This window comes from Collimonas sp. NPDC087041 (genome assembly GCF_044745265.1).
Classification (GTDB): Bacteria; Pseudomonadota; Gammaproteobacteria; order Burkholderiales; family Burkholderiaceae_D; genus Collimonas.
On sequence record NZ_JBIUZX010000008.1, the window covers coordinates 1 to 26,536 of the forward strand.

Sequence of the window (26,536 nt, forward strand, 5' to 3'; positions counted from 1 at the left end):
TTCAAGTTTTTCGTCAACTACTTTTTTACTACTTACCGAAAAACTTTTTACTTCCAACACAACCTGCAACCCGCTTTATTTCCCTCAAACTTCGCGTCCAAATCAGCCCCAATTACTTGCTGCTGCTTCGTTTTATTTCGCGTCGTTCTCAACGGGAGGCGAACTATAGCAACCCTCTACAAACCCCGCAAGTACTTTTATTCAAATTCTTTAAAATATTTCGATTTATTTGATTTAGCCCTATTCCGGGGCATTCCTTGCTACTACATGCACTCTATTAGAGAGCCTATACATCTACCGAATTCAATACCGCCCAACGCGCAGCACTGACGCCTTTCTCCAGGCTGACCCGGCTGACAATCTGCTCCAGCTGCAAATGGTTGCTGGGAGAAGTAATCAGATCCGCACGCACTTCCAGTTGCGTGCCGGACGCCAGGTCTTCGCTGTGCAGCGACTGCACCACCAGGTGCGGCATGCCGTTCAGCATATGCAGCATCAGAGTGCGTACCTGCACCTCATCTTCCGGCCGACATACTATAGAGAGGCGATAGACCTGCTCGATTTCCGTCGCGCTATGCAGATCCTGGCGGTTGATCATATGGGATACACCGCGCAACAGCACGTTCGCGCCCAAAATGGCGGCGGCGCCGATGGCCGCTTCCAGCGCATGCCCAAGTCCGCACAACACACCGACCGCAGCTGAGCACCACAAGGTAGCTGCAGTATTCAAACCCCGCACATTGATACCCTCACGCATGATGACGCCGGCGCCGAGGAAACCGATACCGGATACAACATAAGAAGCAATCCGCGTCGCTCCCTGCGGATCCGATTCGAACGCGGACACCATCACGAACAGCGAGGCGCCAATCGACACCAGCGCATTAGTACGCAAACCCGCCATGCGCTGACGCATCTGGCGTTCAGCGCCGATCAGGGAGCCCAGGGTCAGGGCAAGCAATACGCGCAGGGTAAATATTTTCCAATCCATCTTCGCTACCTTTCTGCATGCGTCGCCATGCGCACGACATGACGGCATTTCATTAGCGCCCAGCGCCGCTTCAGGAATTGAAGAACAGCCGGCCGGGCAAATAAACAACGGATGGGGATATGTGACGGGAATGCAGGAACGCATCTCCCGGATGCTACAGCGCTTGAACTCACGAGCTGCAGCGATGAAGGCTTGCTGGCAGGCGAATTACGTCGGGCTGATGGGCGCCCATCCAGGGGTACTGGTACAACTGTCCAAAATCGGGTCTCCTGCAAACATGGTCCACAGGATTCTATTTAGACGGCATGGGCAAGTCAAGCCGCAGGGACTGGATCAGCGGCCAGCTTGCGCAAGATGTGGCCGGCGGCGACCAGGCCGAAGGTAGCCGTCACCACTACCGCCGAGCCGTAACCGGCGCAGTTCAGTCCGGTCACACCCGGCGCCGCCTCGCCATCAACCTCACATGCCTGTTCAAGCAGCGGTGCGCTGATCGGCTCCGTTGAAAATACGGCGTCGATGCCGAAACGGACCTTATCGCCGCGCGGGAAGCGGTATTCCGAGCGTAGGCGCTTGCGTACCTTGGCCAATAACGGCTCTTGCTCGGTCTTGGCCAGATCACGCACTTCGATACAGGTGGCGTCGACCTTGCCGCCGGCACTGCCGATGCTGATCAGGCGAATCCCCTTGTCACGGCAATAGGCGATCAATGCCGCCTTGGCGCGTACATTATCGATGGCGTCGAGCACATAGTCATAACGTCCCTCACCAATCATTTCCGGCAGATTGTCGGCGCTGATGAAATCTTCCACTTCGGTGACGTGGCAATACGGATTGATCTGCGCAATACGTGCCGCCAGTGCGCTCACCTTGGCTTGGCCGAGCGTATCGGTCAGTGCATGGATCTGGCGATTGATGTTGGATTCGGCCAGATTGTCGAGATCGATCAGGGTCAGGTTACCGACGGCGCTGCGCGCCAATGCCTCGACCGCCCACGAACCGACCCCGCCGACACCGATCACGCACACGCGCGCCTGCAAGAAGCGGGACAGCGCGGCGGCGCCATATAAACGGCCGATGCCGCCGAAACGGCGGTCGAAATCAATCTCGTCAAGATCGACTGCGGTGGGAACGGAGGCGCCGGAAGCGCTGGCTGCAACAGATGAGGACATGATGGGCAACTAAAAATGAAACGACAGGCATTCGACAAGATAAGCCAGGATAATCTTGATACAGATCAAACTGGATATCACTAGTGCAGCTATTTTACCGGCTCTGCATGACGGATCACTTTTGAAGTGCTTTAATACAAATAATTCATCAGCCGGCAAAAAATTATCAAATAGACACTCATCCTTCGATGAGCGCCTCCATCCAATCACGAGATACCCACCATGCCCAACGCACTGATAGCCACCGCGCCAGATTTCAGCCAGCCGATCGCCGTGCTCAAGCATTGCCACGATCGCATACGCAAACAGCTGGACACGCTGCAAAACCTGATCGAACACTTGCCGCAACATGGCAGCGATGTCCAGGCCCAGCAAGCCGCGCAGAGCGTGATGCGCTATTTCAACCAGGCCGCTCCGCATCATCACGCGGATGAAGAAGTCGACCTGCTGCCGATGCTGAGCGTTACCGCCAGCGGGGAAGATGCCGCGCTGCTGCAAAAGCTGATGCCGGAAATCATGGCCGAGCACCAGCAGATGGATAAGCTGTGGCACGCACTCGACCTGCAATTGAAGCCTATCGCCGCCGGCGAATCGGCCAACCAGTTGTCGGCGCACGACGTCCAGCAATTTTCCGCCATCTATTCTGCTCACATGGAAAAAGAAGAAGCCTGGATCGCGCCGATGGCGAAGCGGCTTTTCAATGAACAGCAGATGCAACAGCTGGGATCAGCGATGCAACAACGTAGAGGAATTTCGGTATGAGTACGCAAAACCAACAGAAAGACAAATCGATTGCCGACCTGCGCATCGACTATAGCCAGGCCAGCTTGTCGGAAGCCGACACCGCTGCCGATCCGATCACCCAGTTCGGCAGATGGTTTGATGAAGCCATGCATGCGGAAGTCCCGGAAGCCAATGCGATGAGCCTGGCGACCGTCGGCAGCAATGGTCGGCCTTCGTCGCGCATCGTGCTGATCAAGCAGTTCGATGAACATGGTTTCACCTGGTTCACCAACTATGAAAGCCGCAAGGGTCACGACCTGGAAGAACACCCGCACGGCGCATTGCTGTTTCACTGGATCGCGCTGGAACGCCAGGTGCGCATTGAAGGCCGCGTCGAAAAAGTCAGCGACGACGAGAGCGATGCCTACTTCAACAGCCGGCCCTTGCGCAGCCGGCTCGGCGCCATCGCTTCGGCGCAAAGCGAGATCATCGCCAGTCGCGAACTACTGGAAACAGAGTACGCCAAGGCTGAACAAAAATTCGGCGACAATCCGCCGCGACCAAAACATTGGGGCGGCTACAGACTTTCTCCGGATACGGTAGAATTTTGGCAGGGTCGCCGGTCACGCTTGCATGATCGGATTCTGTATACCTTGGATGTGAATGGTGGCTGGTTGCGGCAACGTCTGCAACCCTGACAACAGGGCATCTTTATCGGCCACCATGGGCCGCTTGGTACAAGTATTAATTCACCGGAGGAGAAATCGTGTTCTGGGAAAAAAAGCTTGAGAACTGGGTTAATGACATTCGTCACCGCGCCTCACTACCATTGCGGCTCGAATTATGGAACGGCCAGCATTTCGACTTTGGCACGTATGCCGCGCCGGACGTCACGGTGCGCGTTCCGCATGCCTCCGCACTGACTTATTTGCTGACGCCGTCGCTCGCCAATCTCGGTGAAGCGTATGTCGAAGGGAAAATTGAAGTCGAAGGCAAGATCAAGGAAATCATCGCAGTTGGCAACGCACTGGCGGCCAACTCGCTCAAGGCCGACGGCAAATTCTCCCGCATCACGCGCACCTTCCGCCACAACAAGGAAAAGGATGCCGAAGCGATTCGCTACCACTACGACGTCTCCAACGATTTCTACAAGCTGTGGCTGGACGAGAACATGGTCTATTCATGCGCCTACTTCGAAAATGGCGATGAAGATCTCGACACCGCACAGATCAAGAAAATCGATCACATCCTGACCAAGATCCAGGTCAAGCCAGGCCAGACCCTGCTGGATATCGGCTGCGGCTGGGGCGCTTTAGTGCTTCGAGCGGCACAGAAATTCGGTGCAAAATGCGTCGGCGTCACGCTCTCGGAAAACCAGTATGCGTTAGCCAGGGAACGCGTCGCCAAAGCCGGACTTGAAGACCAGATCGAAATCCGATTGCAGGATTATCGCGACGTCACCGGCACTTTCGACAGGATCACCAGCGTCGGCATGTTCGAACATGTCGGCCTGATTCATCTGCCGATGTATTTCGAACGCATCCGGACCTTGCTGGCAGACGACGGTATTGCGATGAATCACGGCATCACCACGACCGACATCGACAATGGCGAATCGCCTTATGGCGGCGGGGAATTCATCGAAAAATATGTATTCCCGCACGGCGAGCTGCCGCACATCGGCATGGTGCTGAAGACCATGCAACAAGGTGGGCTGGAAGTATTCGATGTGGAAAACCTGCGCCGTCACTATGCTAAGACCTGTGGCATCTGGGCCGACAACCTGGAAGCGCGAGCCGATGAGGTCCGGAAAGCGGCCGATGACCGGCGTTTCCGCATCTGGCGCATCTATCTGGCGGGAAGTTCTTACGGCTTCGAACGCGACTGGATGTCGCTGTATCAGGTGGTGTGCCGCAAAGCCGGGCGCAGCGCGGAAACCTTGCCGTGGTCGCGGAATTATATCTATCAGGGCGAGCATTAGCCGCCACTTAGCCGCCACATAACCGCTACTTAGCCGCTGTCGTTGCCGCGCGCTTGCCGGCAATGACAGCGAGTTTCTATCAACTGACGACCTTATCGAAGAAGATCTTGCGCAGCTTGGCCACTTTCGGCTCCACCACGAAAGCGCAGTAGCCTTGCAGCGGATGCTGGCGGAAGTAATTCTGGTGATAGTCTTCCGCCTTGTAGTAGGTTTCCGCCGCCGTCAGTTCCGTCACGATCGGCGCATCCCACACATTGGCCATTTCCGCGATTACCTGCTCGGCGTCTTTTTTCTGCTGCGGCGACTGATAATAAATCGCCGAGCGATACTGGGTGCCGACGTCATTGCCCTGGCGATTCAAGGTAGTCGGATCATGGATCGTGAAGAAGATCTCCAGCAGCTCGCGAAAACTGATCTTGTCCGTATCAAATGTCACTGCCACCACTTCGGCGTGGCCGGTCGTGCCATCACATACCTGTTCATAGCTTGGGTTGGCAACGTGGCCGCCGGTATATCCAGACTCCACATGCTGCACGCCCTTGAGTTGCTGATAAACCGCCTCCAGGCACCAGAAGCACCCTCCCCCCAATACCGCGACTTCGTTGGCCATGATCGCTACTCCCCTGGTTGCCTTTCAATAATGCTTTTACTTTAACGCAATCCGTCGGCGCTTGTCGATGTAGAAATGGCTTGGTCAGCATCACAGAATCCTGATTAGGCGCGCTCAACAACAATCGGTGCGACTCACAGTGGACTGACGATGGCCCGCCCGATAAAGGTGCGCCATCCACAGACGAAAAAAAGCCCCGACTTTGCGGGGCCTTCTCATAAAAACCTTATCCAGGAATTTAGAACTTATAACCGATCGTCAGGACAGATACCAACGGATCCAGGGTCAGCTTGGTGGTGCTGTGAACCGGACCGTTAGCAGTCTGCGTTGTCAGGTCGGCTTTGGTCTTGAGCGGCACATAAGAGAAGCTCAGGTTGGCGGACCAGTTCTTGTCGAAATTGTAGGCAAAACCCGCGTTGGCGACTGGCACCAGGTTGCTGCTCAGGGAAGCGGTGGTTTGGGCATTCGGGTTACCGGCAGCAACCGCGCCCAGCAAGTTGGTCAAACCGCTGTTGAGCTTGATGTCCGAGTACCAAACGTAAGAAAGGCCGGCACCGACATATGGACGGAAGGTGCTGGTTGACTCGCCAAAGTAATACTTGAGAACGATGGCAGGGCTCCACAGCTTGGCTGTACCGATCTGGCCAAGTCCTTGTAGCACAGGGCCTGCGCCGTTCAGCTTCATGGTCGGCGGTACGCCCAAGTCGGTAGTCAGCGCGATATTGTCGGTGAAGAAATGCGTGAATTGCACGATCAGCGTATCTGCGTTATCGACAGAAGCGCCGGTACCTGGAATGGTATTGCCGCCGACTTTCAGCTCTTCGCTGGACTGATGCAGGCCGATGTGGGCCCAACCGGCGTTGACGACATTGTCGCCGGCTTGCTGCGCCATGGCAGGAGCCGCGAATGCTGCCAGCAAGGAAAGGGCAGCGAGTTTAGGCAATACTTTAAATTGTTTTTTCATATGTCTTCTCCAAGTTTCACTTCATTTTCATTAGCGGGATCTTGTCTGCATGGATGCAGTACAAACCCATTTGCGGCACTTTGCAGTTCTGGCTAACCAGACAGCGCTCTGTTCTTCAACTTCAACTATCAGATCAGAACAGCGGGAGATATCCAATCTGGACACATCTCTTCCCTGCTCTTTTCCCGAAAAGAACGCGCGTGCTATTCTTTTTTTACACTATGCCAGCTTTAGAATGATTTGACTATAGTTGTAGCTTTTTTACCGCAATTATTTTTTAAATCCTGCCAGGACGGCTAAAGAATCGTGCGCGGCACGACGTAAACGATCGTTGATGCCCTGCCAGGAGACCTCGAATGGCGGAGCTTCGACCACGATCAGGTCGGCCGCGGCATGGTCCATATTGCGCAGCGCCGCATACAGATCATGGGCGTAGGCTTGCGGCTCTGCGGCCATCGGGAATTGGGCGGCAAGCGGCGGCAATTGCGCTACCGGTCCGGAGTAAGCAATCAAGGCCAGCTTTTGTCCAGCCTGATGCAATTGCAACAAGGTCGCAGCCAAATCTTCGGAAGACACCAGCAACACCGGCGTGCGCGGCGCGTAGTGGGATTCCAGCGTGCCAGAAGCGCGCGGCGCCGCCGCATCGGCCGCTTGCACCGGGACGCCGAGCACTGCCGCAATCTGGGCGGCGCTGATATGACCGGGCCGCAATAGCACCGGGCCATGGGTCGCGATGCGCGACAAATCGATGATGGTCGACTCGATGCCGACCTCGCTTTGACCGCCATCCAATATGCAGGCGATCGGGCTGTCGCCGTCGGCGTCGAACTCATCGCGCACATGTTGCGCGGTGGTTGGGCTGACATGGCCGAATTTGTTGGCGGATGGGCCGGCGATGCCGCCTTTTCCGCCCTTGAACTCGCGCAGCAAAGCCTGCGCCACCGGATGCGACGGGCAACGCAGGCCGATTGAATTTTGACCGCCGGAGACCTGATCCGGGATATGCGCCGCACGCGGCAGGATCAAGGTCAGCGGTCCCGGCCAAAAGGCGTCGATCAGAGCCTGGGCCTGGGGCGGAATTGAGGCCACCCAATAACCGATGTCCGCCTCGGGCGCGACATGGACAATCACCGGATGATTCGAGGGCCGGCCCTTGGCGGTGTAAATACTCGCTACCGCAGCGGGATTTTCAGCATCGGCGCCAAGACCGTACACCGTTTCGGTTGGAAACGCGACCAATCCGCCGGCTTCCAGCTTGCGTGCAGCCAGGCGGATTGCCGGCAGATCGAGAGTCGAGTCTGTCATTACAGTGCGATGCCGAGGATGGCGCAGGCAGCGGCCAGTTGTTGCTGTGCTTCCGGCAGTGTCGCTGCGATGAAAGTGATATGCCCCATCTTGCGGGCGCGGCGCGGCTGGGCTTTGCCGTACAAATGCAGATGCGCGGACGGCAATGCCAGGATCTGGTCCCACGCTGGTTCGCGCGCCTGATCGCTGTCGCCGTCAAACCAGACATCGCCGAGGATGTTCAACATCACTGCCGGCGAATGCTGGCGCGTATCGCCCAATGGCATGCGCGCCATTGCCCGCACCTGCTGTGCGAACTGGCTGGTGACGCAGGCATCCATCGTGTAATGGCCGCTGTTATGCGGACGCGGCGCCATTTCATTGACCACCAGCGAACCGTCCTGCAAGACAAAGAATTCAATACACAGCACGCCGACATACGCCAGCTGCTCAATGATGACCAGCGCCGCATGCTGCGCGCGCTTGGCGGTTTCATCGCAAACATTCGGACCTGGCACTGTGGTGGTGAACAGGATGCCGTCGCGATGCACGTTCTCGGCAATCGGATAGACCACGGCTTTGCCATCGGCGCCGCGCGCCACCAGCACCGATACTTCATAAGCCAGCGGCAGCATCTTTTCCAACACGCATTCGACGCCGTTCATGCCGGCAAACGCTGCGCGCAGCTCGTCCAGGGTACGCACCCGCGCCTGGCCCTTGCCGTCATAGCCGAGGCGGACGGTTTTCAAAATGCCTGGCAACAGATCGGCCGGAACCTGATCGATATCGGCTGCCGACGCAATCAACTGGTGCGGCGCTGGCAATACCGTGGATTCGTTGGCGCAAGCGGTGAAGAAACGCTTTTCCACCATGCGGTCTTGGGCAACCGATACGCTGGCCGCGGCCGGAGCCACAAAACTGTTCTGCGCCAACAGCGCGAGGCTGTCGGCGGCGACATTTTCAAACTCGGTAGTCACCGCTGCACACAGGCTGGCCATCTCGCCCAGGGCTACCGCATCGCTGTAATCAGCCAGGAAATGGCGATCGGCGACATGCCCGGTCGGGCAATCCTGCTCCGGCTCCAGCACCGCGACTTTGTAACCCATGGCTTGCGCCTCGTGAGTGAACATGCGGCCCAACTGGCCGCCACCCATCACGCCCAACCAGGTCGGCGGCGTTGTGCTTGGAACAATCGGGGCGATGGAATCTTGTTGCATACGACTCATACCGGTGGCAATTTCATATCAAGGGCAATTTGGGTCTGCTTGGCGCGGAACGCCAGCAGTTTGTCGGCCAGCGCCTGGTCGGTGGTGGCCAGCATCGCGATGGCGGACAGTGCGGCATTGGCGGCGCCAGCTTCACCGATGGCATAGGTGGCGACCGGAATGCCTTTCGGCATCTGCACGATCGACAGCAAGGAATCTTCGCCACGCAGATACTTGGATGGCACCGGCACGCCGAGCACTGGCACGATAGTCTTGGCGGCGATCATGCCCGGCAAGTGCGCAGCGCCACCGGCGCCGGCGATGATCGCGCGCAGGCCGCGCTCGCGCGCGGTTTCTGCGTAGGCGAACATCTGGTCCGGCATGCGGTGCGCCGAAATCACCTGCGCTTCGTGGGCGACGCCAAACTCGGTGAGAATGGCGACTGCGTGCTGCATCACGTCCCAGTCCGAGGACGACCCCATGACGATGCCGATAACCGGCTTGCTGGCAGTATCCTTGGTCATCATCAGTCCTTCAGGGTTTCGCCGGTCAGGCTGAACAACGCTTCACGATATTTGGCGCCCGTCTTTTCGATGACGTCATCCGGCAATGTCGGCGCCGGCGCTGTCTTGTTCCAGCTGGTGACGGTTTCCAGGTAATCGCGCACGAACTGCTTGTCGAACGATGGCGGCGAAATGCCGACCTGGTAGCTGGCGGCTGGCCAGAAGCGCGAAGAATCGGCGGTCAGCACTTCATCCATCAGGTGCAGGACGCCATCTTTGTCGAGGCCGAATTCAAACTTGGTGTCGGCAATGATGATGCCGCGCGTTGCCGCGTAGTCGGCTGCGGTCTTGTACAGCTCGATGCTGACGCTGCGGATTTTCTCGGCCAGTTCCTTGCCGATGCGGCTTTCCATATCGGCAAAACTGATGTTCTCGTCATGCTCGCCCATCTCGGCTTTGGCCGCTGGGGTGAAGATCGGCTCGGCCAACTTGGCTGCCTGCTGCAAACCCGCCGGCAGGCTGATGCCGCAAATGGCGCCGGTAGCCTGGTAATCCTTCCAACCGGAACCGATGATATAACCACGCACCACCGCCTCGACCATGATCGGCTGCAGGCGTTTCGCCACCACCGCACGGCCACGCACCTGTTCGACTTCATCCGGCGCCACCACCGATTCCGGCGCAATACCGGTCAGATGGTTGGGGACAACGGCAGCCAGCTTGTCGAACCAGAAATCGGACATGCGGTTCAAGACCTTGCCCTTGCCTGGAATAGGCTGGTTCATGATGACGTCGAAAGCCGACAAGCGGTCGGAGGTGACGATCAGGATCTTGTCTTCACCGACGGCGTAGTTTTCGCGCACCTTGCCGCGACCCAGCAATGGCAGTGAAGTAATGGTGGATTGGTAGAGGCTTGTCATGGTTATTCCAAAAGTCAGAAAACCAGGTAAAGAACGATGTGAGCATCATCCTGCACCTGGTAAGTTATTGCGCCAAGCCTTGCCTGGCGCCGGTACCACACTGCTTATTAGTGAATCTATTACTGAACGATCTGTGCCAGCTCGCCCTTCTTGTACTTCTCTGCGATCTTTTCCAACGAAATCGGCTTGATCTTGGCAGCCTGACCTTCGCAGCCGAACGCCAGGAAACGCGCCTTGACCACAGCCTTGGCCGCTTCGCGCGCCGGCTTCAGGTAATCGCGCGGATCGAACTTGCTTGGATTTTCGATCAGGTAGCGGCGAATCGCGCCAGTCATGGCCAGGCGGATATCGGTATCGATATTGATCTTGCGCACGCCGTGACGAATCCCTTCCTGGATTTCTTCAACCGGCACGCCATAGGTTTCTTTCATGTCGCCACCGAATTCGCGGATTTCCGCCAGCAGTTCCTGCGGCACCGATGAGGAGCCGTGCATCACCAGGTGGGTGTTAGGAATGCGGGTATGGATTTCCTTGATGCGTTCGATCGCCAGGATGTCGCCGGTTGGCTTGCGCGAGAACTTGTAGGCGCCGTGCGAGGTGCCGATGGCAATCGCCAATGCGTCGCACTGGGTCTGCTTGACGAAATCCGCAGCTTGCGAGACATCGGTCAGCAACTGTTCGCGGGTCATCTTGCCGTCCGCGCCGTGACCGTCTTCCTTGTCGCCCATCATGGTTTCCAGCGAACCGAGCACGCCCAGTTCCGCTTCCACAGTTACGCCGATGGCGTGCGAGAACTCGACTACCTTGCGCGACACTTCAACATTGTATTCATAGCTGGCAACCGACTTGCCGTCTTCCATCAGCGAACCGTCCATCATCACCGAAGTGAAGCCGGACTTGATCGCTGCCATACAGACTGCAGGCGATTGGCCGTGATCCTGGTGCATGACGACCGGGATGTGCGGGAACGCTTCAACCGCAGCTTCGATCAGGTGGCGCAGGAAAGCTTCGCCGGCATATTTGCGGGCGCCAGCCGAGGCTTGCATGATGACCGGCGCGCCGACTTCATCGGCAGCCTGCATGATGGCAGTGACCTGTTCCAGGTTGTTGACGTTGAAAGCAGGCAGACCGTAGCTATTTTCGGCAGCGTGGTCCAGCAATTGACGCATGGATACGAGAGGCATGTTGTACTCCGATAATAAAAACCTGTAATGGAGCAGCGTTCAGGCAAGACAATCAATGCCGCGCCGAGTCTGCTCCAACGAATTCAATTAATACTCGCTCAATACTCGCCGATCTTCATGATCTTCAGCGCATTGGTGCCGCCGATCTGGCCCATCGGCTCCCCCCATGTCACCACCACCAGATCGCCCAACTGCACCACGCCTTTGGCCAGCAGCAGATTCTGCGCGGCCTGCAACACCGCTTCGCGGTCGGTCGACTTGGCTAGCTCGAAAGTCTGCACATTGCGATACAAGGCGGCCTTGCGCTGCGTTGCGACGCTCGGGGTGATGGCAAAAATCGGGATGTCGATATTGTGACGGCTCATCCACAGTGCGGTGGAACCGGACTCGGTCAGCGCAGCAATCGCCTTGACGCGCAGATGATGCGCAGTAAACAAGGCGCCGTAGGCAATCGACTGATCGACGCGGGTGAAACGGACATTCAGGAAGTCGGCGTCCAGCTTGCAGTCTTCCGATTTTTCGGCTTCCAGGCAGATTGCCGACATCGCTTCCACCGTCTCCACCGGATATTTGCCGGAAGCGGTTTCAGCCGAGGTCATCACAGCGTCGGTGCCATCCAGCACGGCGTTGGCGACATCGGACACTTCAGCGCGGGTCGGCACGGCGTTGACGATCATCGATTCCATCATCTGCGTTGCAGTGATGGCCAGCTTGTTGGAGACGCGCGCCATGCGGATCATGCGCTTTTGCAGCGCCGGCACGGCAGCATTGCCGACTTCAACCGCCAAGTCGCCGCGCGCCACCATGATGCCGTCGGAGGCATCGAGAATTTCTTGCAGCACCGGGATCGCTTCGGCGCGTTCGATCTTGGCGATCATCATCGGCTTGTGATCGTAGGCTTCGCCGGCGACATTCGCCAGTTGGCGGGCCATTTCCATATCGGTGGCATTTTTCGGGAACGAGACGGCGACGTAATCGGCGCGGAAACTCATCGCGGTCTTGATGTCATCCATGTCCTTGGCCGTCAGCGCCGGCGCCGACAAGCCGCCGCCCTGGCGGTTGATGCCCTTGTTGTTGGACAGTTCGCCACCGATCTTGACGATGGTGTGGATTTCGTTGCCGATGATTTTTTCGACCGTCAAGACGATCAGGCCATCGTTCAACAGCAATACGTCAGCCGGTTTCAGATCGCGCGGCAGGGCCTTGTAATCGAGGCCGACGCGTTCCAGGCTGCCCATTGCACAGTCCGCATCGAGAATGAATTTTTCGCCATTCTTCAATTCAACCTTGCCCTGTTCGAACTTGCCGACGCGGATTTTCGGGCCTTGCAAGTCGGCCATGATCGCAACCTGCTTGCCGCAGGCCGCCGCTACCTCACGCACCAGCTTGGCGCGATCGATATGATCCTGCGCCTTACCGTGCGAAAAATTCAGGCGCACCACATCAACTCCCGCGGTGAACATCCGCGCGAGTGTGTCAGCATCGCTCGATGCTGGTCCGATAGTGGCGACGATCTTGGTAGCTCTTTGCATGGACAACCTTTCAGTACAACATGAACAAACATCAGGACATTTGGTTGTCATCAACCAAATGTCTCACTCCTGGCTGAAAATTAACTAACGCGTTGCAACAGAATCTCAACTGCTGGCAAGGTCTTGCCTTCCAAGAATTCCAGGAAAGCGCCGCCGCCGGTCGAGATGTAGCCGATCTTGTCGGTAATTTTGTACTTGGCAATCGCCGCCAGCGTATCGCCGCCGCCGGCAATCGAGAATGCCTTGGAATTGGCAATCGCCAGCGCCAGCGTCTTGGTGCCTTCGCCAAACTGGTCGAACTCGAACACGCCGACCGGGCCATTCCAGACCACCGTGCCAGCCTGGGAGATTTGCGCGGCCAGCGTTGCTGCGGTTTTCGGACCGATATCCAGGATCAGGTCATCGTCGGCCACATCGCCGACATCCTTGACCTGCGCAGCGGCAGTTGGAGAAAACTCCTTGGCGCAGACAACGTCGACCGGAATCGGCACCGAAGCGCCGCGCTTGGCCATCATCTCGATAATCGCCTTGGCTTCATCGACCAGATCCGGCTCGGCCAACGATTTACCGATCTTCAAGCCACTAGCCAGCAAAAAGGTATTGGCGATGCCGCCGCCGACGATCAGGTTGTCGACCTTGTCAGCCAAGGCCTTCAATATGGTCAGCTTGCTCGACACCTTGGAACCGGCAACGATTGCCACCAGCGGACGGGCCGGCTGGTTCAGGGCCTTGCCCAGCGCATCCAGTTCAGCGGCCAGCAAAGGACCGGCGCAAGCGACTGGCGCAAACTTGGCGATACCGTGGGTGGTGGCTTCAGCGCGGTGGGCAGTGCCGAACGCGTCGTTGACGTAGATATCGCACAGCTTGGCGATCTTTTGCGCCAGCTCATCGCTATTCTTTTTCTCGCCCTTGTTGACGCGGCAGTTTTCCAGCAGCACCACCTGGCCCGGCGCAACATCCACGCCATCAACCCAATTCTGTTTCAGCTCAACCGGCTGGCCCAGCAATTCAGCCAGACGCTTGGCGATTGGCGCCAGCGAATCTTCCAGCTTGAATTCGCCTTCGGTCGGACGGCCGAGGTGCGAAGTCACCATCACTGCGGCGCCGGCGTCGAGCGCCTGGCGGATCGCCGGCACCGAGGCGCGGATGCGCGTATCTTCAGTAATATTGCCCGCGTCGTCTTGCGGTACGTTGAGGTCGGCGCGGATAAAAACACGCTTGCCTTGCAGCTGGTGTTGCGCGATCAAGTCGCTTAGTCGATTGAATTTCATGTCGATCAGACAATATCAGTGAGGAAAAGGGGCTATTTTACTCCACCAGCTCCTGTCAAAACACCGTTTTGCACGTGGAACTGCTGCCAAAAGCCATATTGCCAAAACCAATATTCTACAGAGTAGGCCACGCCGAATCCGTTAAAATGTCACTTTAGACGCCTAGAATTTGCTAAATGCCTGCTGTGAATGCCCCTCAACTGGCTGAAGCCGGACTTCAGCCGCATTCCGTTGCATCTTAGGCAATTTTTTAATTTATCGGAGAGTTAACTATGTCCATGGACGACCGCGACGGCAAAATTTGGAAAGATGGCAAACTGATTGACTGGCGCGAAGCCAACATCCACGTCCTGACGCATTCGTTGCACTATGGCATGGCTGTATTCGAAGGCGTGCGCGCCTACAAGACCGAGCAAGGCCCGGCCATCTTCCGTTTGAAAGAGCACACCCAACGCCTGCTGAACTCGGCCAAGATTTTCCAGATGCAAGTGCCGTACGACCTGCAAACCCTGATCGATGCGCAGATCGCAGTGGTGCGCCAGAACAATCTGGAATCCTGCTACATGCGTCCGCTGATCTGGATCGGTTCCGAAAAACTGGGCATCGCCGCCAAGGGCAACACCGTCCACGTCGCGATTGCGGCCTGGCCGTGGGGCGCTTACCTGGGCGAAGACGGCCTAGCCAAAGGCATCCGCGTCAAGACTTCTTCGTTCAGTCGCCACCACGTCAATGTGTCGCTGGTGCGCGCCAAGGCCAGCGGCTATTACATCAATTCGATCCTGGCCAACCAGGAAGCGCTGACCGACGGCTACGACGAAGCGCTGCTGCTGGATACCGACGGCTATGTCTCGGAAGGCTCCGGCGAAAACGTCTTCATCGTCAAGAACGGCAAGATCTACACGCCCGATCTGGCGTCCTGCCTGGACGGCATCACCCGCGATGCGGTGTTGACGATGGCGCGCGACAGCGGCATTGAAGTGATCGAAAAACGCATCACCCGCGATGAAGTGTATTGCAGCGACGAAGCCTTCTTCACCGGCACCGCTGCGGAAATCACACCGATCCGCGAACTCGACAACCGCGCCATCGGCGAAGGCAAGCGCGGCCCGATCACCGAAAAAATGCAATCGATGTTCTTCGATGTCGTGGCAGGAAAATCGGACAAATATCGGCACTGGCTCACCGTCGTCGGCAAATAAGCTGGCACCCGCACAAATTCAGTACAAGCAAATTTGGAGAAGCAAATGACTACAGCAGCAAACGCGCAAGCCCCGGTTGAACTCGACGGCAAGGACTTGCCTGCACATTGCCCTAACCCGCTGATGCCGACCTGGTCGTCGCATCCGCGCGTATTCCTGAACCTGGACAGCAATGGCAACGCCAAATGCCCGTACTGCGGCACGCAATACCGGCTCAAACCGGGCGCCGTGGTTCACGGACATTAAGCATTTTGATTGAAACCAAAAGGGAGCACAGCTCCCTTTTTTGATGTCAGCAAAGCGTCGTCACATCGTCACCATTCGTTCTAAATGTGCGTGAGCACGGAGGCAATATGCCGCATGTCAAATTTATGCATGGTTCAGCCGAAGAAACAGAAACCGCGTTTTACGACGCCATGAGTCGGGCCGACATCGAGGCCATGATGGCGCTGTGGGCGGATGACGACGAGATCGTCTGCATCCATCCGAATGCGTCGCGCTTGCATGGACATGCGGCGATCCGGGCGGCGTTCGAAGTTCTGTTCGAGCGCGGCGGTGTGCATATCCGCGCGCGCCAGTTGCACGTCACGCATAACATGTCGACCAGCATCCACAACCTGGTCGAAGAATTGCACCAGGCTAGCGAGAACGATCGCGACATGCATATCCTGGCGACCAACATCTACATGAAGACGCCGCGCGGCTGGCGCATCGTGCTGCATCACGCCTCAGTGGCTCCCGGCCCGGCGCCGGAAGAAGCCGTGGCGACAACCATGTTGCATTGACCTCAACTCTCCCAAGCATAGGTAGTAAAGTGTTCGTATGAGCCCTTCCGCTTTCCCCACCTCTTATCCGGCGCCGTTGTGGCTGCCGGGCGGCCATCTGCAAACCATCTATCCGGCGACCTGCATCAGCAAGCCGGCCGTCAGTTACCGGCGCGAACGCTGGGATACGCCGGATGGCGATTTCATCGATATCGATTTTGTCGACGGCCAGCCGGGCCTGCCGCTGGTGGTGCTGTTCCACGGGCTGGAAGGCTCGTCCGACAGCCACTACAGCCGCGCCCTGATGGCGCAACTGGCGGCGATGGGCTGGTCGGGCGCAGTGCCGCATTTTCGCGGCTGCTCAGGTGAAATCAATCAGGCGCCGCGTTTTTATCACTCCGGCGATGCCGAAGAAATCGACTGGATACTGCGCCGCTTGTCGGCCTCGCGCGCCGACAAGCAATTCAGCAAATTCTATGCAACCGGCGTTTCACTCGGCGGCAACGCCCTGCTGCGCTGGCTCGGCGAATCGCAGCACGAAGCCAAGATCATCGATGCCGCCTGCGCCATCTCCGCGCCGCTCGACCTGGCCGGCGGCGGCGCCGCGCTGTCGCACGGTTTCAACATGGTCTACACGCGCTCTTTCCTGCGCACCATGAAGAGCAAATCGCTGGACAAGCTGCAGCAGTTCCCGCGCCTGTTCGACCGCGAAAAAATGCTGAATGCGCGCGATCTGTACGAGTTCGATAATGTCGTCACCGCGCCCCTGCACGGCTTTCGCAACACGGAAGACTATTGGCACCGCGCCAGCGCCAAACTGGTGATGAACGACATCACGATCCCGACGCTGGTGCTCAACGCAAAAAACGATCCATTCCTGCCGCCGCAGCATTTGCCGGCCAAGGCGGCATCCAGCGTCACGCTAGAATATCCGGAGCATGGCGGCCATGTCGGCTTCGCCGTCGGCGGCCCGCCCGGCCGGCTGGATTGGCTACCGCAACGCATGCTGCGCTTTTTGTCGGAGACCTGACCAGCCATGGATGACATCGTCGAACAGGCAATGCGCAAATGGCCGAACGTGCCGCACTGCTACGGCTGGCTGGGATTGGACGCGCGCGGCGCATGGCGCATGCGCGATGAACAGACGCAACGCCAGAATCTGCCGGGCGACAAGATCATGCACACGGCGCTGGTTGGCTTCATCAATCGTAACTACAAAGCAGATGAGCAAGGCTGCTGGTATTTCCAGAATGGTCCGCAACGGGTGTATGTCGACCTGGAACTGACGCCCTACATTGCCCATACCGATCCGGCCTTGGGCTTTGTCTTGCAGACTGGCGAAGCGATGAGCGATATCGAGGCAGTCATGCTGACTGACGAAGGCAGGTTACTGCTGATCGCGCCGAGACAGGTTGCGGCAATCGATGATCGCGATCTGGCGCAAGCGTTGGCAGATTTGCGCATGGATGGAGAAGTCCTGAACGACGAGACCTTACTCGACTGGATGGCGAATCCGTCAGACCAAAAGATACTGACCTGGCAGTTCGCAGAGACCGCACTCACCGTCTCACGCATTGCCTCTGATAACATCGCAGCGCATTTCGGTTTTGTCCCCAAACCACGCCAAACCTAGTCAAATGGGGTCAGAGTTTTTTTACGACAGCCTCACCGTCGTAAATTACTCTGACCCCATTTGACGGACCACAGAGAAACAAGCTCCGCATCCCTACTCCTTGGAAGCCTTCACTTCCTCTTTCCACCGCTCCTGCAACTCCCGTTCACGCGCATCAATCATCGACTGATCGTAAAACCCCGCATCCGGCGAATTACGCGCAATACGCAACTGATCCAACGCAGCCGGCACACTACCAGTCAACACATAAGACTCCGCCAAAGCCATGTGCTGCAGCGCCCGCTTCCCCTGCGCCGAATACGCCTTGGCCAGCAAATCCTGTACATCCGCGTCCTGCCGATACAGCTGCGCCTGCTCGCGCAAATACTTGGTCGCCTCATCCAGCCGTTTGCTGGCAATCAGAATCCTCGCGTACTGATGCGCCAATCCGCGCGACAGTGGAAACTGCAGCTGCGCCTGTTCCACCAGCTTCAACGCCTCCGCCTCACGCTTGGTTGCCAGCATGATCTCAATCCCCAGATCGGTCAGCACCAGGCTTTGCTTTGCCGGCGCAGCGGCCGCCACAGCCTGGTTCAGCAACTCTTCCGCCTTGGCGTAATCTTCCTTCTTGAACGCCAGGAAAGCCATGCCGTATTTGGCGGCGACCACTTGCTGCTTGGTATGCAGATTCAGCTGCGCTTCAAAAACGTACTGCGCATCGCGCCGGCCCAGTTCGGTATCGTTCTGCAGCACCCGCACGCGAGCGCGTATCAATTGGAAATCCAGACTGTCGGCACGCTGCCGATAGCGCTGCTCGCGGATGCGCGCCTCGATGTCGGCGATCCGTTCGGTGGTCAATGGGTGAGTCAGCAGATACGGCGGAATCGCATCGGAATAATTGCGCGAAGCGGTTTGCATGCGGCCGAAAAACGCCACCATGCCGCTGGTGTCGAAACCGCCGGAATCCAGGATCGACAGCCCGATCCGATCGGCCTCGCGCTCTGCATCACGGCTGAAGTTCAACTGCCGCTGCATCGCCAGGCCGGTGCCGCCCATCATCACCGCCGCGCCGGCGTCGCCGCTGCCGCGCATCGCCAGCGCACCCAGCAGCATCGAAGCCAGGGCAATCATCGAATCCTGTTTTTGGCTCCCCAGCATGCGCGCGATATGGCGCTGCGCGACGTGGCCGATTTCATGCGCCAGCACCGAAGCCAGCTCGGATTCGCTTTGCGCCGCCAGGATCAGGCCGGAATGCACGCCGATGAAGCCGCCCGGTAATGCAAATGCGTTCAAGACCGGATCGCGCACCGCAAAAAAGAAAAAATCGAAACCCGCCTCGCCGCGCACTTCCGGCCGCGCGGCAACCAGCGTCCAGCCGAAATTGTTCAGGTATTCCAGCAGCGGAGCATCGTTCATGTAATCCGGATCGCGCCGGATATCGTGCATGATCTCCTCGCCGAGCTTGCGCTCCATCAACGGCGGCAGCGATTCGCGCGCAGAATCGCCCAATGTGGGCAGATTTTGTATAGCCAAGGCGGACGGCAGCGGCAGCGCACAACACACGCTGACGAGCGCAGCAAGCAGTATCCGTTGTGGCGATTGCATTGGTCGGGTCATTGATTACTGGATAGTGTCAAAATCACGATGCTATGATACTAAGCTAGCAAGTAAGTTCGCGTCAGTAATTTTAAATGGGCACCATTCCCGTGAACACGGAAATCGGGCTCGGCCGTAAAATGGCCGCCCGCCTTCGCGGAAACAACGCCACTGATTGCATCACCTAAAGAACATATCGCCATGACCGACAAAACACCCGCCCCCGGCAAACTGACTCACTTCGATCAAACCGGCCAGGCCCACATGGTCGATGTCGGCAACAAGAACGACACCCACCGCATCGCCGTCGCCAGCGGCCGCATCCGCATGAAGGCCGAAACCCTGGCTCTGATCCAATCCGGCACCGCAAAAAAAGGCGACGTGCTAGGCATCGCCCGCATCGCCGCCATCATGGCCACCAAACGCACCAGCGACCTGATCCCGCTGTGCCACCCGCTGGCACTGACACGCGTCACGGTCGATTTCAGCATCGACGAGGCAAACGCCAGCATCGCCTGCAATGCACAGGCGGAAACCGTCGGCAAGACCGGGGTGGAGATGGAAGCGCTGACAGCGGTGCAGATCGGTTTATTGACGATCTATGACATGTGCAAGGCGGTGGACCGGGGGATGGTGATTACCGATGTGCGGGTGATGGAAAAGCATGGCGGCAAATCGGGGGATTGGGTGGCGGAATAATGCGTTGAAACATCCGCCCCCGCTTCAGAAATAACCGCCGGCCCAAATTCGGGGGCGCAACAGTGGATGTGGATAGAGTTCTTTTTGCAGATTCTGCTCTTCATAGGCAGGCAAATTCAGAATCTCCGGCCACAAACCATTGAAGAGAAAATAAATCGACGCCAGCAGAATGACGATGCCACCTACCCGCATCGTCATCGATAGCCGCACCGTAGTAACCTGCGCCGCCGGCGTCATCGAAACGGTCCAGCCCCAGGCGCAGCCGATGTACAAGGCAATCCACAGCTGACTGGTCGGCATCACGATCAAGCCCGACACCAGTCCATCCACCAGAATCGCCACGCCGATGGTCAACCAGGCGGCCAGCGTCGTGTGGTTTTTGACATCCTTGGGATCCAGATACTGACGTACCGCCAGCAGTCTTTTCAATCCAAGCCCAATCGCCGCCATCAGGCAAAGCAAGGCCGGAATCCCCCACTCGGAACCGATCTGCAATATCCAATTATGCGGATGCGCACCGAGTTGCAGATCGCGTCCGTAGTGCGCGAAATGCAAGGGTCCGACACCCAGCCACGGATGCGCCAACATGAGTTCCCATGCGCGCGCCCACAATACCCAACGGCTGGAGCTGGGATTTTCCATGGTGCGGTCAACTACGGAAAACAGAAAGCCGAATGGCCGCAAACCTAGCGATAGTGGGACCAGTACGTAAAACAGAATGTATATGCCCAGGCCGATCAACGCAGACCACAGCATTATTCTGCACCATGGTAAGGCGTCTTTTCGTAGACAAAACCAGGTGACGAACATGCCGGCCAGCAGGCCAATAAAAGTGCCGCGTCCGGCTGTGACAAAGTGCAGCGTCCACCATATTGATGTGACGGCCCAGGCGAATATGTTTTGTTTGCTATCGCAACCGCGGCATATCAGCAGAGCCAACAGGGGCAATGTGATTGTTTGAATGTGGTTGAAAAACCGGTAGTTGTCGAAACCGAAAATGAAACTTTCATTCGGCGGTTGAGTGCCTTTTGCAATTAAGGCTAGGTAGATAATGATTTCAAGCAGAATATAGGCCGCACACCCAAGTTCACACAGCCACAATATCTGGTCGAAAAAAAGACCTTCGCCAAACCCTATCTCGCATGCAATCAAACCCGACATTACAATCAGCAAGAGCAAATTTGCCCACTCAAAAAACGCATATCGCGACGTATATGCAAAGGAACTGGATGCAAAACCGAGTAGAAAAAGCAACACCAACAAGCAAATCAAATGGCCATGACAAAGCCACCTGACAGAGGGATTCCAAAATAACAAACCGACCAAGATGAACGTGCTTAAAGCTACGCAAAAAACTTCGATAACACGTTGATTGTCGTGGAATCCAGCGCCGCTAACGAGGGGGAAAAGCAATAACGGACTGGTGATAACTGCAATGGCGCTCAGATATGAAATAGATATCTTAAAAAGAATCCAACGATGCATTCGCCGTCGCCTGTAATTTTATGAATTTAAAGTTGTCACAAAAATATACTCCAGTTTCTGCGACATGCCGTTCTAATGCACGCTTTACTCAGATTGAGATATTGGACACTTTGATCCTTACAGCCCTATCCGCATCACCACCCAGCGAAACCCAAGTTCTCGGTATACGCTGCCGATCATAGTTTCTAATCGAGGTAAAGCGACGGCTATGAGCAATATCGATCCTCATTCGATGCAATCATCGAGTGATGAAAGTATGTAGGGCAACCGGGATTCGGTCATTGCCCCAGAGAAGTTAGTGTAATGACCAAATAAGTCCACCAAGAAAAATTTACATGTACACCGTCAGGGTGTTACATGTAGTATCTAGCCCATACGTAAATATTGTTTTCGACGATTGCACCTTATTTACAGCGACGATTCTTGCTGGATTTTTCGCATTTCTCATGACATTAAAATCCCGCCCGGCTTTGGCATTTTGCAAGAGCCTCAACTCGATATCTTAAAATCATAGATGCCCATTTCCCTCAAACGGCAAATCCAGTTGCAACTGCACGCAAAATCGACACTCCCTCCCATTTTTCTGCTATTTCTTCTTCCTGCCCTACTTTATGGAAAATTTCTATGGAATCCTGTCGTTTTCGACGATCAGGATTTCTTTAACGGGACGATACATAAGGAGTATTTGGGCAAAATTTTCAGTTTGAAACTACGCTGGTTACCTTATGCAACCTTCGAATGGACCCGAGAGTTTCTCGGTTTGAATCTGATTTGGTTTCATCTTGAGAATCTTGCGCTGCATATCGCTAACTCAACTGCGCTTTTCCTGTTTTTGCGCCGCTTGTTTGAAATTGTTATTCCACAGGAAAATGCAATCGCTAGTGACGCCAATATAATTGCGACACTGCCGCTTTCTTGGTTGGCTTTTTTTTGTGCCCTGATATTTTCCCTGCATCCGGCGTCAGTATACGCAGTAACTTACCTTTCGCAGCGCTCAATACTAATGGCGACATTTTTCGCATTAATTATGTGGCGCCTGTTTCTTGAGGGGATCGTGCGTGAAAACCAATACTGCTTAATTGCATCCGCTGTTGCTTATTTTTTTGCTGTTTTTTCAAAAGAACATACAGTCATGGCACCTGCTGTTGCAGCTGCCATAGCGCTACTATTACGCCAACCATCCCAAGGAATAGCCAAACTGATTTGGCCAACGTTTGTCCTATATGGATTGATCGCAATACTTGTTATGTTTGAGGTCAAGTCTGAACATATTCTTGGACAAACTTACGAAGTCAACGCTGCGCAAATGCTGGCAAGGTTGGCAAAACAGGATCCAGGATTCGAGATTCGAATGGCTTATCCGTTGTCCATATTGACGCAGTCTTTTTTGTTTTTCAAATATTTACTGATTTGGATCATACCGAGCCCCGCATGGATGTCAGTAGACATGTATGAAGATTTTGCCAAGCGGCTGTGGTCATGGCCACAAATAGTTGGTTTAATCGGTTTTATTGCCTACCCGCTCGCAGCTTTTTATCTGTTGCTCCAACGCGGCGTGAAAGGTCTACTCGGCTTTGCTCTGCTGTGTCCATGGCTCCTGTTTATCACTGAATTTTCAACAGTCCGTATTCAAGAGTCCTTTGTGATTTACCGTAGTTATTTCTGGATAATAGGCTTGTTTTCTGCAATGCCATTCGTAGTACAGAAAGTGCCCGCAAAACATGCGGCAATAGCACTCATTGCTATCGCACTTGTTATGATCCCCACAGCATGGTTTCGGCTGATCACTTTTTCGCATCCACTATTACTTTGGGATGATGCGGCTCGCCTTGTTGAGGATAAAACTGATCGCCCCGGCGTAGAACGTATTTATTACAACCGTGGGCAGACGCTTTTTCGACTAGCACATTACGAGCAGGCGATAAAGGACTACGATAAAGCGCTTTCAGTCTATCCAGAATATAGCTATGCCTACAATGGCCGTGGCGCCGCATATCTAGAATTGAAGCAATATCAGCGCGCGATGAGCGACTTTGACAAGACCATTGAGCTAAATCCACGCTACTTCCCCCCTTTTATTGGAAGGGGATTAGTTTATGAAAAATTAAATAATTTGAATGCTGCACGCTGGAATTATAGAATCAGCTGTCTAATGGGCTCAGCTCAAGGATGCAGGCAATTTAAAGAACTTTCCAACCCGCCATAATCATGGACAGTTGGCCACGGACGAATATTGGCCACTACATTGCCATTAATACGTCGCGTTAAGCAAGCCTTAACGCTTAGCATCAACCGGCAATATTTCTACGATTCTTGCGTTGCTGCGCCGAATGATAACTGTCAATTGACGGTCAAATGTTGTCACTGGAAGAAATGCGAGCTCATCAAAACTCAAACGACTCCTCTTAGCGACTTGATCTAAGATCAATTTTGTTTCGGTCACTTTCTCGGAGCCTTGCTGTGCTATCAAATCATCCAAAGGTTTCATTTGCGCCTTGACATCATCAACAACTGATTCGTAAGGCACATGATATTGAAGCATACGCGGTAAATCGATGCGCGCTTCTAACACTTCTGCCACATATTTTTTTCGTTCTTCTCTATTCTTTGGAATACGTGCGCCGACAAGTTCTGGACCAGTCATTGGTAATATCAGTAAATCCAGTTTCTTTAATTCCTTTTCGGGAATTTGGTATGCAGAAACCAAGGTAAATAATGCATTTTCATCAAATACTAGATAAACAGGCCGTGCAGAGAACACTGTAAAGACACCATATATCAATGCAAGTAACTGTACAATCGCAATAACCACCAAATCGAATTTTAGCCATTTCTTTCTCGGATCAAAGATAATGAATGTTATCAGTGGTCCAAGACAAACATCGACGACTGCCAGAATAACTAATAATTTTCCTATCCCCATAACCGTGAAGTATGGTTCTGGATAACACACAAGGAAAACAAAAGCAAACGTACATGTAACAAGGGCTAGACTAATAATTAGGTGTAGTAAACCTGCAAAAACTTTCTTTTTCATAGTTCAAATCTTGCAAAACTAAAGAATAAAACATCACATAAAATTCGAAATCAAACCCCCATTACATACAAAAGCTGTTTGTTTTACATCTAGGCAAAATTGGCGACAAGCTTCATAGAACGAATTAGTTTATGAGGATAGATATTAAGATTGTTCGCAACGTCAAGTAATTCAACTATTCGCCACAAGAAAAATAGGGTACCCACGGGCACCCTATCCATATTAAACGCTGGAACACTTCTAGTTAGTGCATTTACCAGCACCAACCTCAATCAATTACGGGCAATCGCCTTGGCCAGAGCGCATCCCGCGCGACTGGTTACAAATTGTACCGGACATTGCCCAAGTCATATTTGCCGCACCGGCCGTCAATGTAGGTGTATCGGTAAAACCCATCGCGGTACTTCCTGAGACTGTTGCTTTGCTAGTTCCAGTCAGAACACCTGCATCTGAAACAGTGACGCCAGTAGGCAAGTTTGAAGTCACTTGGCTTACTGGGACACCATTACTTCCATTTGCGCAACCAGATACTCCGCCTGTGAGACCTTGCGAACTCGCGCAATCACCAACTGCCGTTTTGTAAGCGGACAGTTCGCCAATTGTTGAGGATGCATAAGCGCGATTGGTATAGTTACTGTACTGAGGAATCGCCACGGCTGCCAAAATGCCGATAATCGCCACAACGATCATTAATTCAATCAGTGTAAAACCACGCATTGCGCGTTGCATCATTTTCAACGATTTCATTTGTTTCTCCTGTTAATAAAAGGGGTCTGCACTACACGTGATGTAGAGCAATGTCTGTGCCAGTTGGATATCGTTGAGTTTCTCCGGTCTGGCGCTGGAAAAGTGAGGAAATTTGGCAGATTTTCGATGTTGTGCTGACAAAGTTTGTCACAAAGAAACTGCGCTAATTCGCCGTTGGCTGCTTAATTCAACGACAGGTAGGTAGCCAGTCACCACGATAAACATTTAGCAAGACATTAGGCAGTTTCACTGTATTACCAAAACAATCGGAGATGATGTGCCCGTTAAATTCTGGAGTTCTGCCGGCGTACGAAAAGTGTTGTAACACAACGTGGACTGGGCCACGCCACTATGAATGACACGAAGGGAGACGAAAGACGTACCGCCTACTGAAGTTAAAAACTGTCTAAGCAGCCTTCCATGAAAACTTCATCATAGTCCCAGCAATATCAATCACATCCTCATCCTTCAAAGCCCGCGCACCAGCGCTTAATGGCACATCATTGACCCGTGTATAAGTCTGCCCTTCCACATGAGTCAGTTCGTAACCATGCGGCCGACGTGTGACAATCGCGACCTGAATGCCAGGACGGCCAATCGTGGTCAGCACCTTAGTCAGCAGCATTTCCTTGCCAGCGCTCGGGCCATCCAGCACGGTAATGGTCGCATCCGGCCTCGGCACCGGGAACATCTTGGGGCGGTTGTCCTTGATTTCTTCTTCGGAATCGACTTGATAGACCAGTTTGTACCTGGCCATCTGGATGATGTCGTTGTGTTGCAGGAAGTGCTTACTGACCGGGTGGCCATTGACCTGGGTGCCGTTGGTGCTGTTGAGGTCTTCCAGAAACGAGTCGTTGTAGATAGTGATGATGACGGCATGCTCGCCGCTGATGGCGAGGTTATCAATAACCATGTCATTGTGGGCGCGGCGACCGATGGTGGTGCGCTCTTTGGTGAGCGTCATCTCTTGTATCACGGTGCCGCCTTTGGTCAGGATGATCTTCGCCATTCCTATCTCTCTTGGGAAACGCTATCTGTAAGTTGATTAAAACAATACCGC

General features: G+C 55.0%; 27 protein-coding genes. 11 read left to right on the forward strand and 16 right to left on the reverse strand.

All coding sequences use genetic code 11. The features are described from left to right. Positions 1-233 (forward strand): hypothetical protein (locus ACIPF8_RS15330; protein WP_400422466.1); only part of this gene is annotated, 233 nt, incomplete at its 5' end. A gap of 53 nt (positions 234-286) precedes the next feature. On the opposite strand, the gene ACIPF8_RS15335 is transcribed toward ACIPF8_RS15330, so the two are convergent. Both ACIPF8_RS15335 and tcdA read right to left on the reverse strand, forming a co-directional pair. After that, positions 287-991, reverse strand: coding sequence for an MgtC/SapB family protein (locus tag ACIPF8_RS15335; protein ID WP_061534496.1), 705 nt, complete (start codon positions 989-991; stop codon positions 287-289). 314 nt (positions 992-1,305) lie between these two features. Beyond that, positions 1,306-2,160: a tRNA cyclic N6-threonylcarbamoyladenosine(37) synthase TcdA gene (gene tcdA / locus ACIPF8_RS15340; protein WP_400422469.1), complete on the reverse strand. Its 855-nt coding sequence runs from the start codon at positions 2,158-2,160 to the stop codon at positions 1,306-1,308. 222 nt (positions 2,161-2,382) lie between these two features. Here tcdA and ACIPF8_RS15345 point away from each other — a divergent pair, with 222 nt between their 5' ends. The 3 genes from ACIPF8_RS15345 to ACIPF8_RS15355 all read left to right on the forward strand — a co-directional run bounded on the left by ACIPF8_RS15345 (position 2,383) and on the right by ACIPF8_RS15355 (position 4,864). After that, positions 2,383-2,922 (forward strand): hemerythrin domain-containing protein, encoded by a 540-nt coding sequence (locus ACIPF8_RS15345; protein ID WP_400422472.1) that lies wholly within the window; start codon positions 2,383-2,385, stop codon positions 2,920-2,922. Then, entirely contained in the window at positions 2,919-3,581 is a 663-nt protein-coding gene (pdxH, locus tag ACIPF8_RS15350; RefSeq protein WP_400422475.1) for a pyridoxamine 5'-phosphate oxidase, read from the forward strand. Before ACIPF8_RS15345 ends, pdxH begins: the two co-directional genes overlap by 4 nt. A gap of 68 nt (positions 3,582-3,649) precedes the next feature. Then, positions 3,650-4,864, forward strand: coding sequence for a class I SAM-dependent methyltransferase (locus tag ACIPF8_RS15355; protein WP_400422478.1), 1,215 nt, complete (start codon positions 3,650-3,652; stop codon positions 4,862-4,864). Between the two features lie 79 nt (positions 4,865-4,943). On the opposite strand, the gene msrA is transcribed toward ACIPF8_RS15355, so the two are convergent. The 9 genes from msrA to ACIPF8_RS15400 all read right to left on the reverse strand — a co-directional run bounded on the left by msrA (position 4,944) and on the right by ACIPF8_RS15400 (position 14,337). After that, positions 4,944-5,474: a peptide-methionine (S)-S-oxide reductase MsrA gene (gene msrA / locus ACIPF8_RS15360; protein WP_400422481.1), complete on the reverse strand. Its 531-nt coding sequence runs from the start codon at positions 5,472-5,474 to the stop codon at positions 4,944-4,946. Positions 5,475-5,712: 238 nt separating this feature from the next. Continuing rightward, the gene (locus ACIPF8_RS15365) at positions 5,713-6,438 is read right to left on the reverse strand and encodes an OmpW family protein (protein WP_400422484.1); all 726 of its coding nucleotides are present in this window, start codon (positions 6,436-6,438) and stop codon (positions 5,713-5,715) included. Positions 6,439-6,708: 270 nt separating this feature from the next. After that, entirely contained in the window at positions 6,709-7,743 is a 1,035-nt protein-coding gene (locus tag ACIPF8_RS15370) for an L-threonylcarbamoyladenylate synthase (protein ID WP_400422487.1), read from the reverse strand. Continuing rightward, the gene (locus tag ACIPF8_RS15375) at positions 7,743-8,948 is read right to left on the reverse strand and encodes a 5-(carboxyamino)imidazole ribonucleotide synthase (protein ID WP_400422490.1); all 1,206 of its coding nucleotides are present in this window, start codon (positions 8,946-8,948) and stop codon (positions 7,743-7,745) included. Before ACIPF8_RS15375 ends, ACIPF8_RS15370 begins: the two co-directional genes overlap by 1 nt. Next, a complete protein-coding gene (purE, locus tag ACIPF8_RS15380; RefSeq protein WP_400422493.1) occupies positions 8,945-9,451 on the reverse strand; it encodes a 5-(carboxyamino)imidazole ribonucleotide mutase in 507 nt (168 codons plus the stop codon). Before purE ends, ACIPF8_RS15375 begins: the two co-directional genes overlap by 4 nt. 2 nt (positions 9,452-9,453) lie before the next feature. After that, a complete protein-coding gene (locus ACIPF8_RS15385; RefSeq protein WP_400422496.1) occupies positions 9,454-10,350 on the reverse strand; it encodes a phosphoribosylaminoimidazolesuccinocarboxamide synthase in 897 nt (298 codons plus the stop codon). 119 nt (positions 10,351-10,469) lie between these two features. Then, entirely contained in the window at positions 10,470-11,534 is a 1,065-nt protein-coding gene (gene fba, locus ACIPF8_RS15390) for a class II fructose-bisphosphate aldolase (protein WP_400422498.1), read from the reverse strand. Positions 11,535-11,632: 98 nt separating this feature from the next. Further along, positions 11,633-13,066 carry a pyruvate kinase gene (gene pyk, locus ACIPF8_RS15395; protein ID WP_400422501.1) on the reverse strand — a complete coding sequence of 478 codons (1,434 nt, stop codon included), beginning with the start codon at positions 13,064-13,066 and terminating at the stop codon, positions 11,633-11,635. An 80-nt stretch (positions 13,067-13,146) separates the two neighbouring features. Continuing rightward, positions 13,147-14,337, reverse strand: a complete 1,191-nt coding sequence (locus ACIPF8_RS15400) for a phosphoglycerate kinase (RefSeq protein ID WP_400422504.1) — start codon at positions 14,335-14,337, stop codon at positions 13,147-13,149. A 272-nt stretch (positions 14,338-14,609) separates the two neighbouring features. On the opposite strand from ACIPF8_RS15400, the gene ACIPF8_RS15405 reads away from it, so the two are divergent. From ACIPF8_RS15405 to ACIPF8_RS15425, 5 genes are all read left to right on the forward strand, one after another. Beyond that, positions 14,610-15,536, forward strand: a complete 927-nt coding sequence (locus ACIPF8_RS15405; RefSeq protein WP_400422507.1) for a branched-chain amino acid transaminase — start codon at positions 14,610-14,612, stop codon at positions 15,534-15,536. Between the two features lie 45 nt (positions 15,537-15,581). Continuing rightward, a complete protein-coding gene (locus ACIPF8_RS15410; protein ID WP_400422510.1) occupies positions 15,582-15,782 on the forward strand; it encodes a zinc-finger domain-containing protein in 201 nt (66 codons plus the stop codon). A gap of 107 nt (positions 15,783-15,889) precedes the next feature. Then, positions 15,890-16,321, forward strand: coding sequence for a YybH family protein (locus ACIPF8_RS15415; protein ID WP_400422513.1), 432 nt, complete (start codon positions 15,890-15,892; stop codon positions 16,319-16,321). 37 nt (positions 16,322-16,358) lie between these two features. Then, positions 16,359-17,330 carry a YheT family hydrolase gene (locus ACIPF8_RS15420; RefSeq protein ID WP_400422515.1) on the forward strand — a complete coding sequence of 324 codons (972 nt, stop codon included), beginning with the start codon at positions 16,359-16,361 and terminating at the stop codon, positions 17,328-17,330. A 6-nt stretch (positions 17,331-17,336) separates the two neighbouring features. Further along, positions 17,337-17,933, forward strand: a complete 597-nt coding sequence (locus ACIPF8_RS15425; RefSeq protein WP_400422518.1) for a DUF2946 family protein — start codon at positions 17,337-17,339, stop codon at positions 17,931-17,933. Positions 17,934-18,026: 93 nt separating this feature from the next. On the opposite strand, the gene ACIPF8_RS15430 is transcribed toward ACIPF8_RS15425, so the two are convergent. After that, on the reverse strand, positions 18,027-19,517 hold the full coding sequence (locus ACIPF8_RS15430; RefSeq protein ID WP_400422521.1) for a M48 family metalloprotease: 1,491 nt from the start codon (positions 19,515-19,517) through the stop codon (positions 18,027-18,029). Between the two features lie 192 nt (positions 19,518-19,709). Here ACIPF8_RS15430 and moaC point away from each other — a divergent pair, with 192 nt between their 5' ends. Beyond that, positions 19,710-20,207, forward strand: a complete 498-nt coding sequence (moaC, locus tag ACIPF8_RS15435; protein WP_400422524.1) for a cyclic pyranopterin monophosphate synthase MoaC — start codon at positions 19,710-19,712, stop codon at positions 20,205-20,207. 24 nt (positions 20,208-20,231) lie between these two features. On the opposite strand, the gene ACIPF8_RS15440 is transcribed toward moaC, so the two are convergent. Beyond that, entirely contained in the window at positions 20,232-21,692 is a 1,461-nt protein-coding gene (locus tag ACIPF8_RS15440) for an O-antigen ligase family protein (protein ID WP_400422527.1), read from the reverse strand. 514 nt (positions 21,693-22,206) lie between these two features. Between ACIPF8_RS15440 and ACIPF8_RS15445 the strand changes: the two genes are divergently transcribed. Beyond that, complete coding sequence (locus tag ACIPF8_RS15445; RefSeq protein ID WP_400422529.1) at positions 22,207-23,898, forward strand: tetratricopeptide repeat protein; 1,692 nt, start codon at positions 22,207-22,209, stop codon at positions 23,896-23,898. A gap of 69 nt (positions 23,899-23,967) precedes the next feature. Here the strand turns inward: ACIPF8_RS15445 and tfpZ are convergent, their stop codons facing one another. The 3 genes from tfpZ to ACIPF8_RS15460 form a co-directional block, all read right to left on the reverse strand. Further along, positions 23,968-24,729, reverse strand: a complete 762-nt coding sequence (gene tfpZ / locus ACIPF8_RS15450) for a TfpX/TfpZ family type IV pilin accessory protein (protein ID WP_400422532.1) — start codon at positions 24,727-24,729, stop codon at positions 23,968-23,970. Positions 24,730-25,005: 276 nt separating this feature from the next. Next, the gene (locus ACIPF8_RS15455) at positions 25,006-25,476 is read right to left on the reverse strand and encodes a prepilin-type N-terminal cleavage/methylation domain-containing protein (protein WP_400422535.1); all 471 of its coding nucleotides are present in this window, start codon (positions 25,474-25,476) and stop codon (positions 25,006-25,008) included. 406 nt (positions 25,477-25,882) lie between these two features. Beyond that, positions 25,883-26,485: an FHA domain-containing protein gene (locus ACIPF8_RS15460; protein WP_400422538.1), complete on the reverse strand. Its 603-nt coding sequence runs from the start codon at positions 26,483-26,485 to the stop codon at positions 25,883-25,885. Positions 26,486-26,536 lie beyond the last annotated feature (51 nt).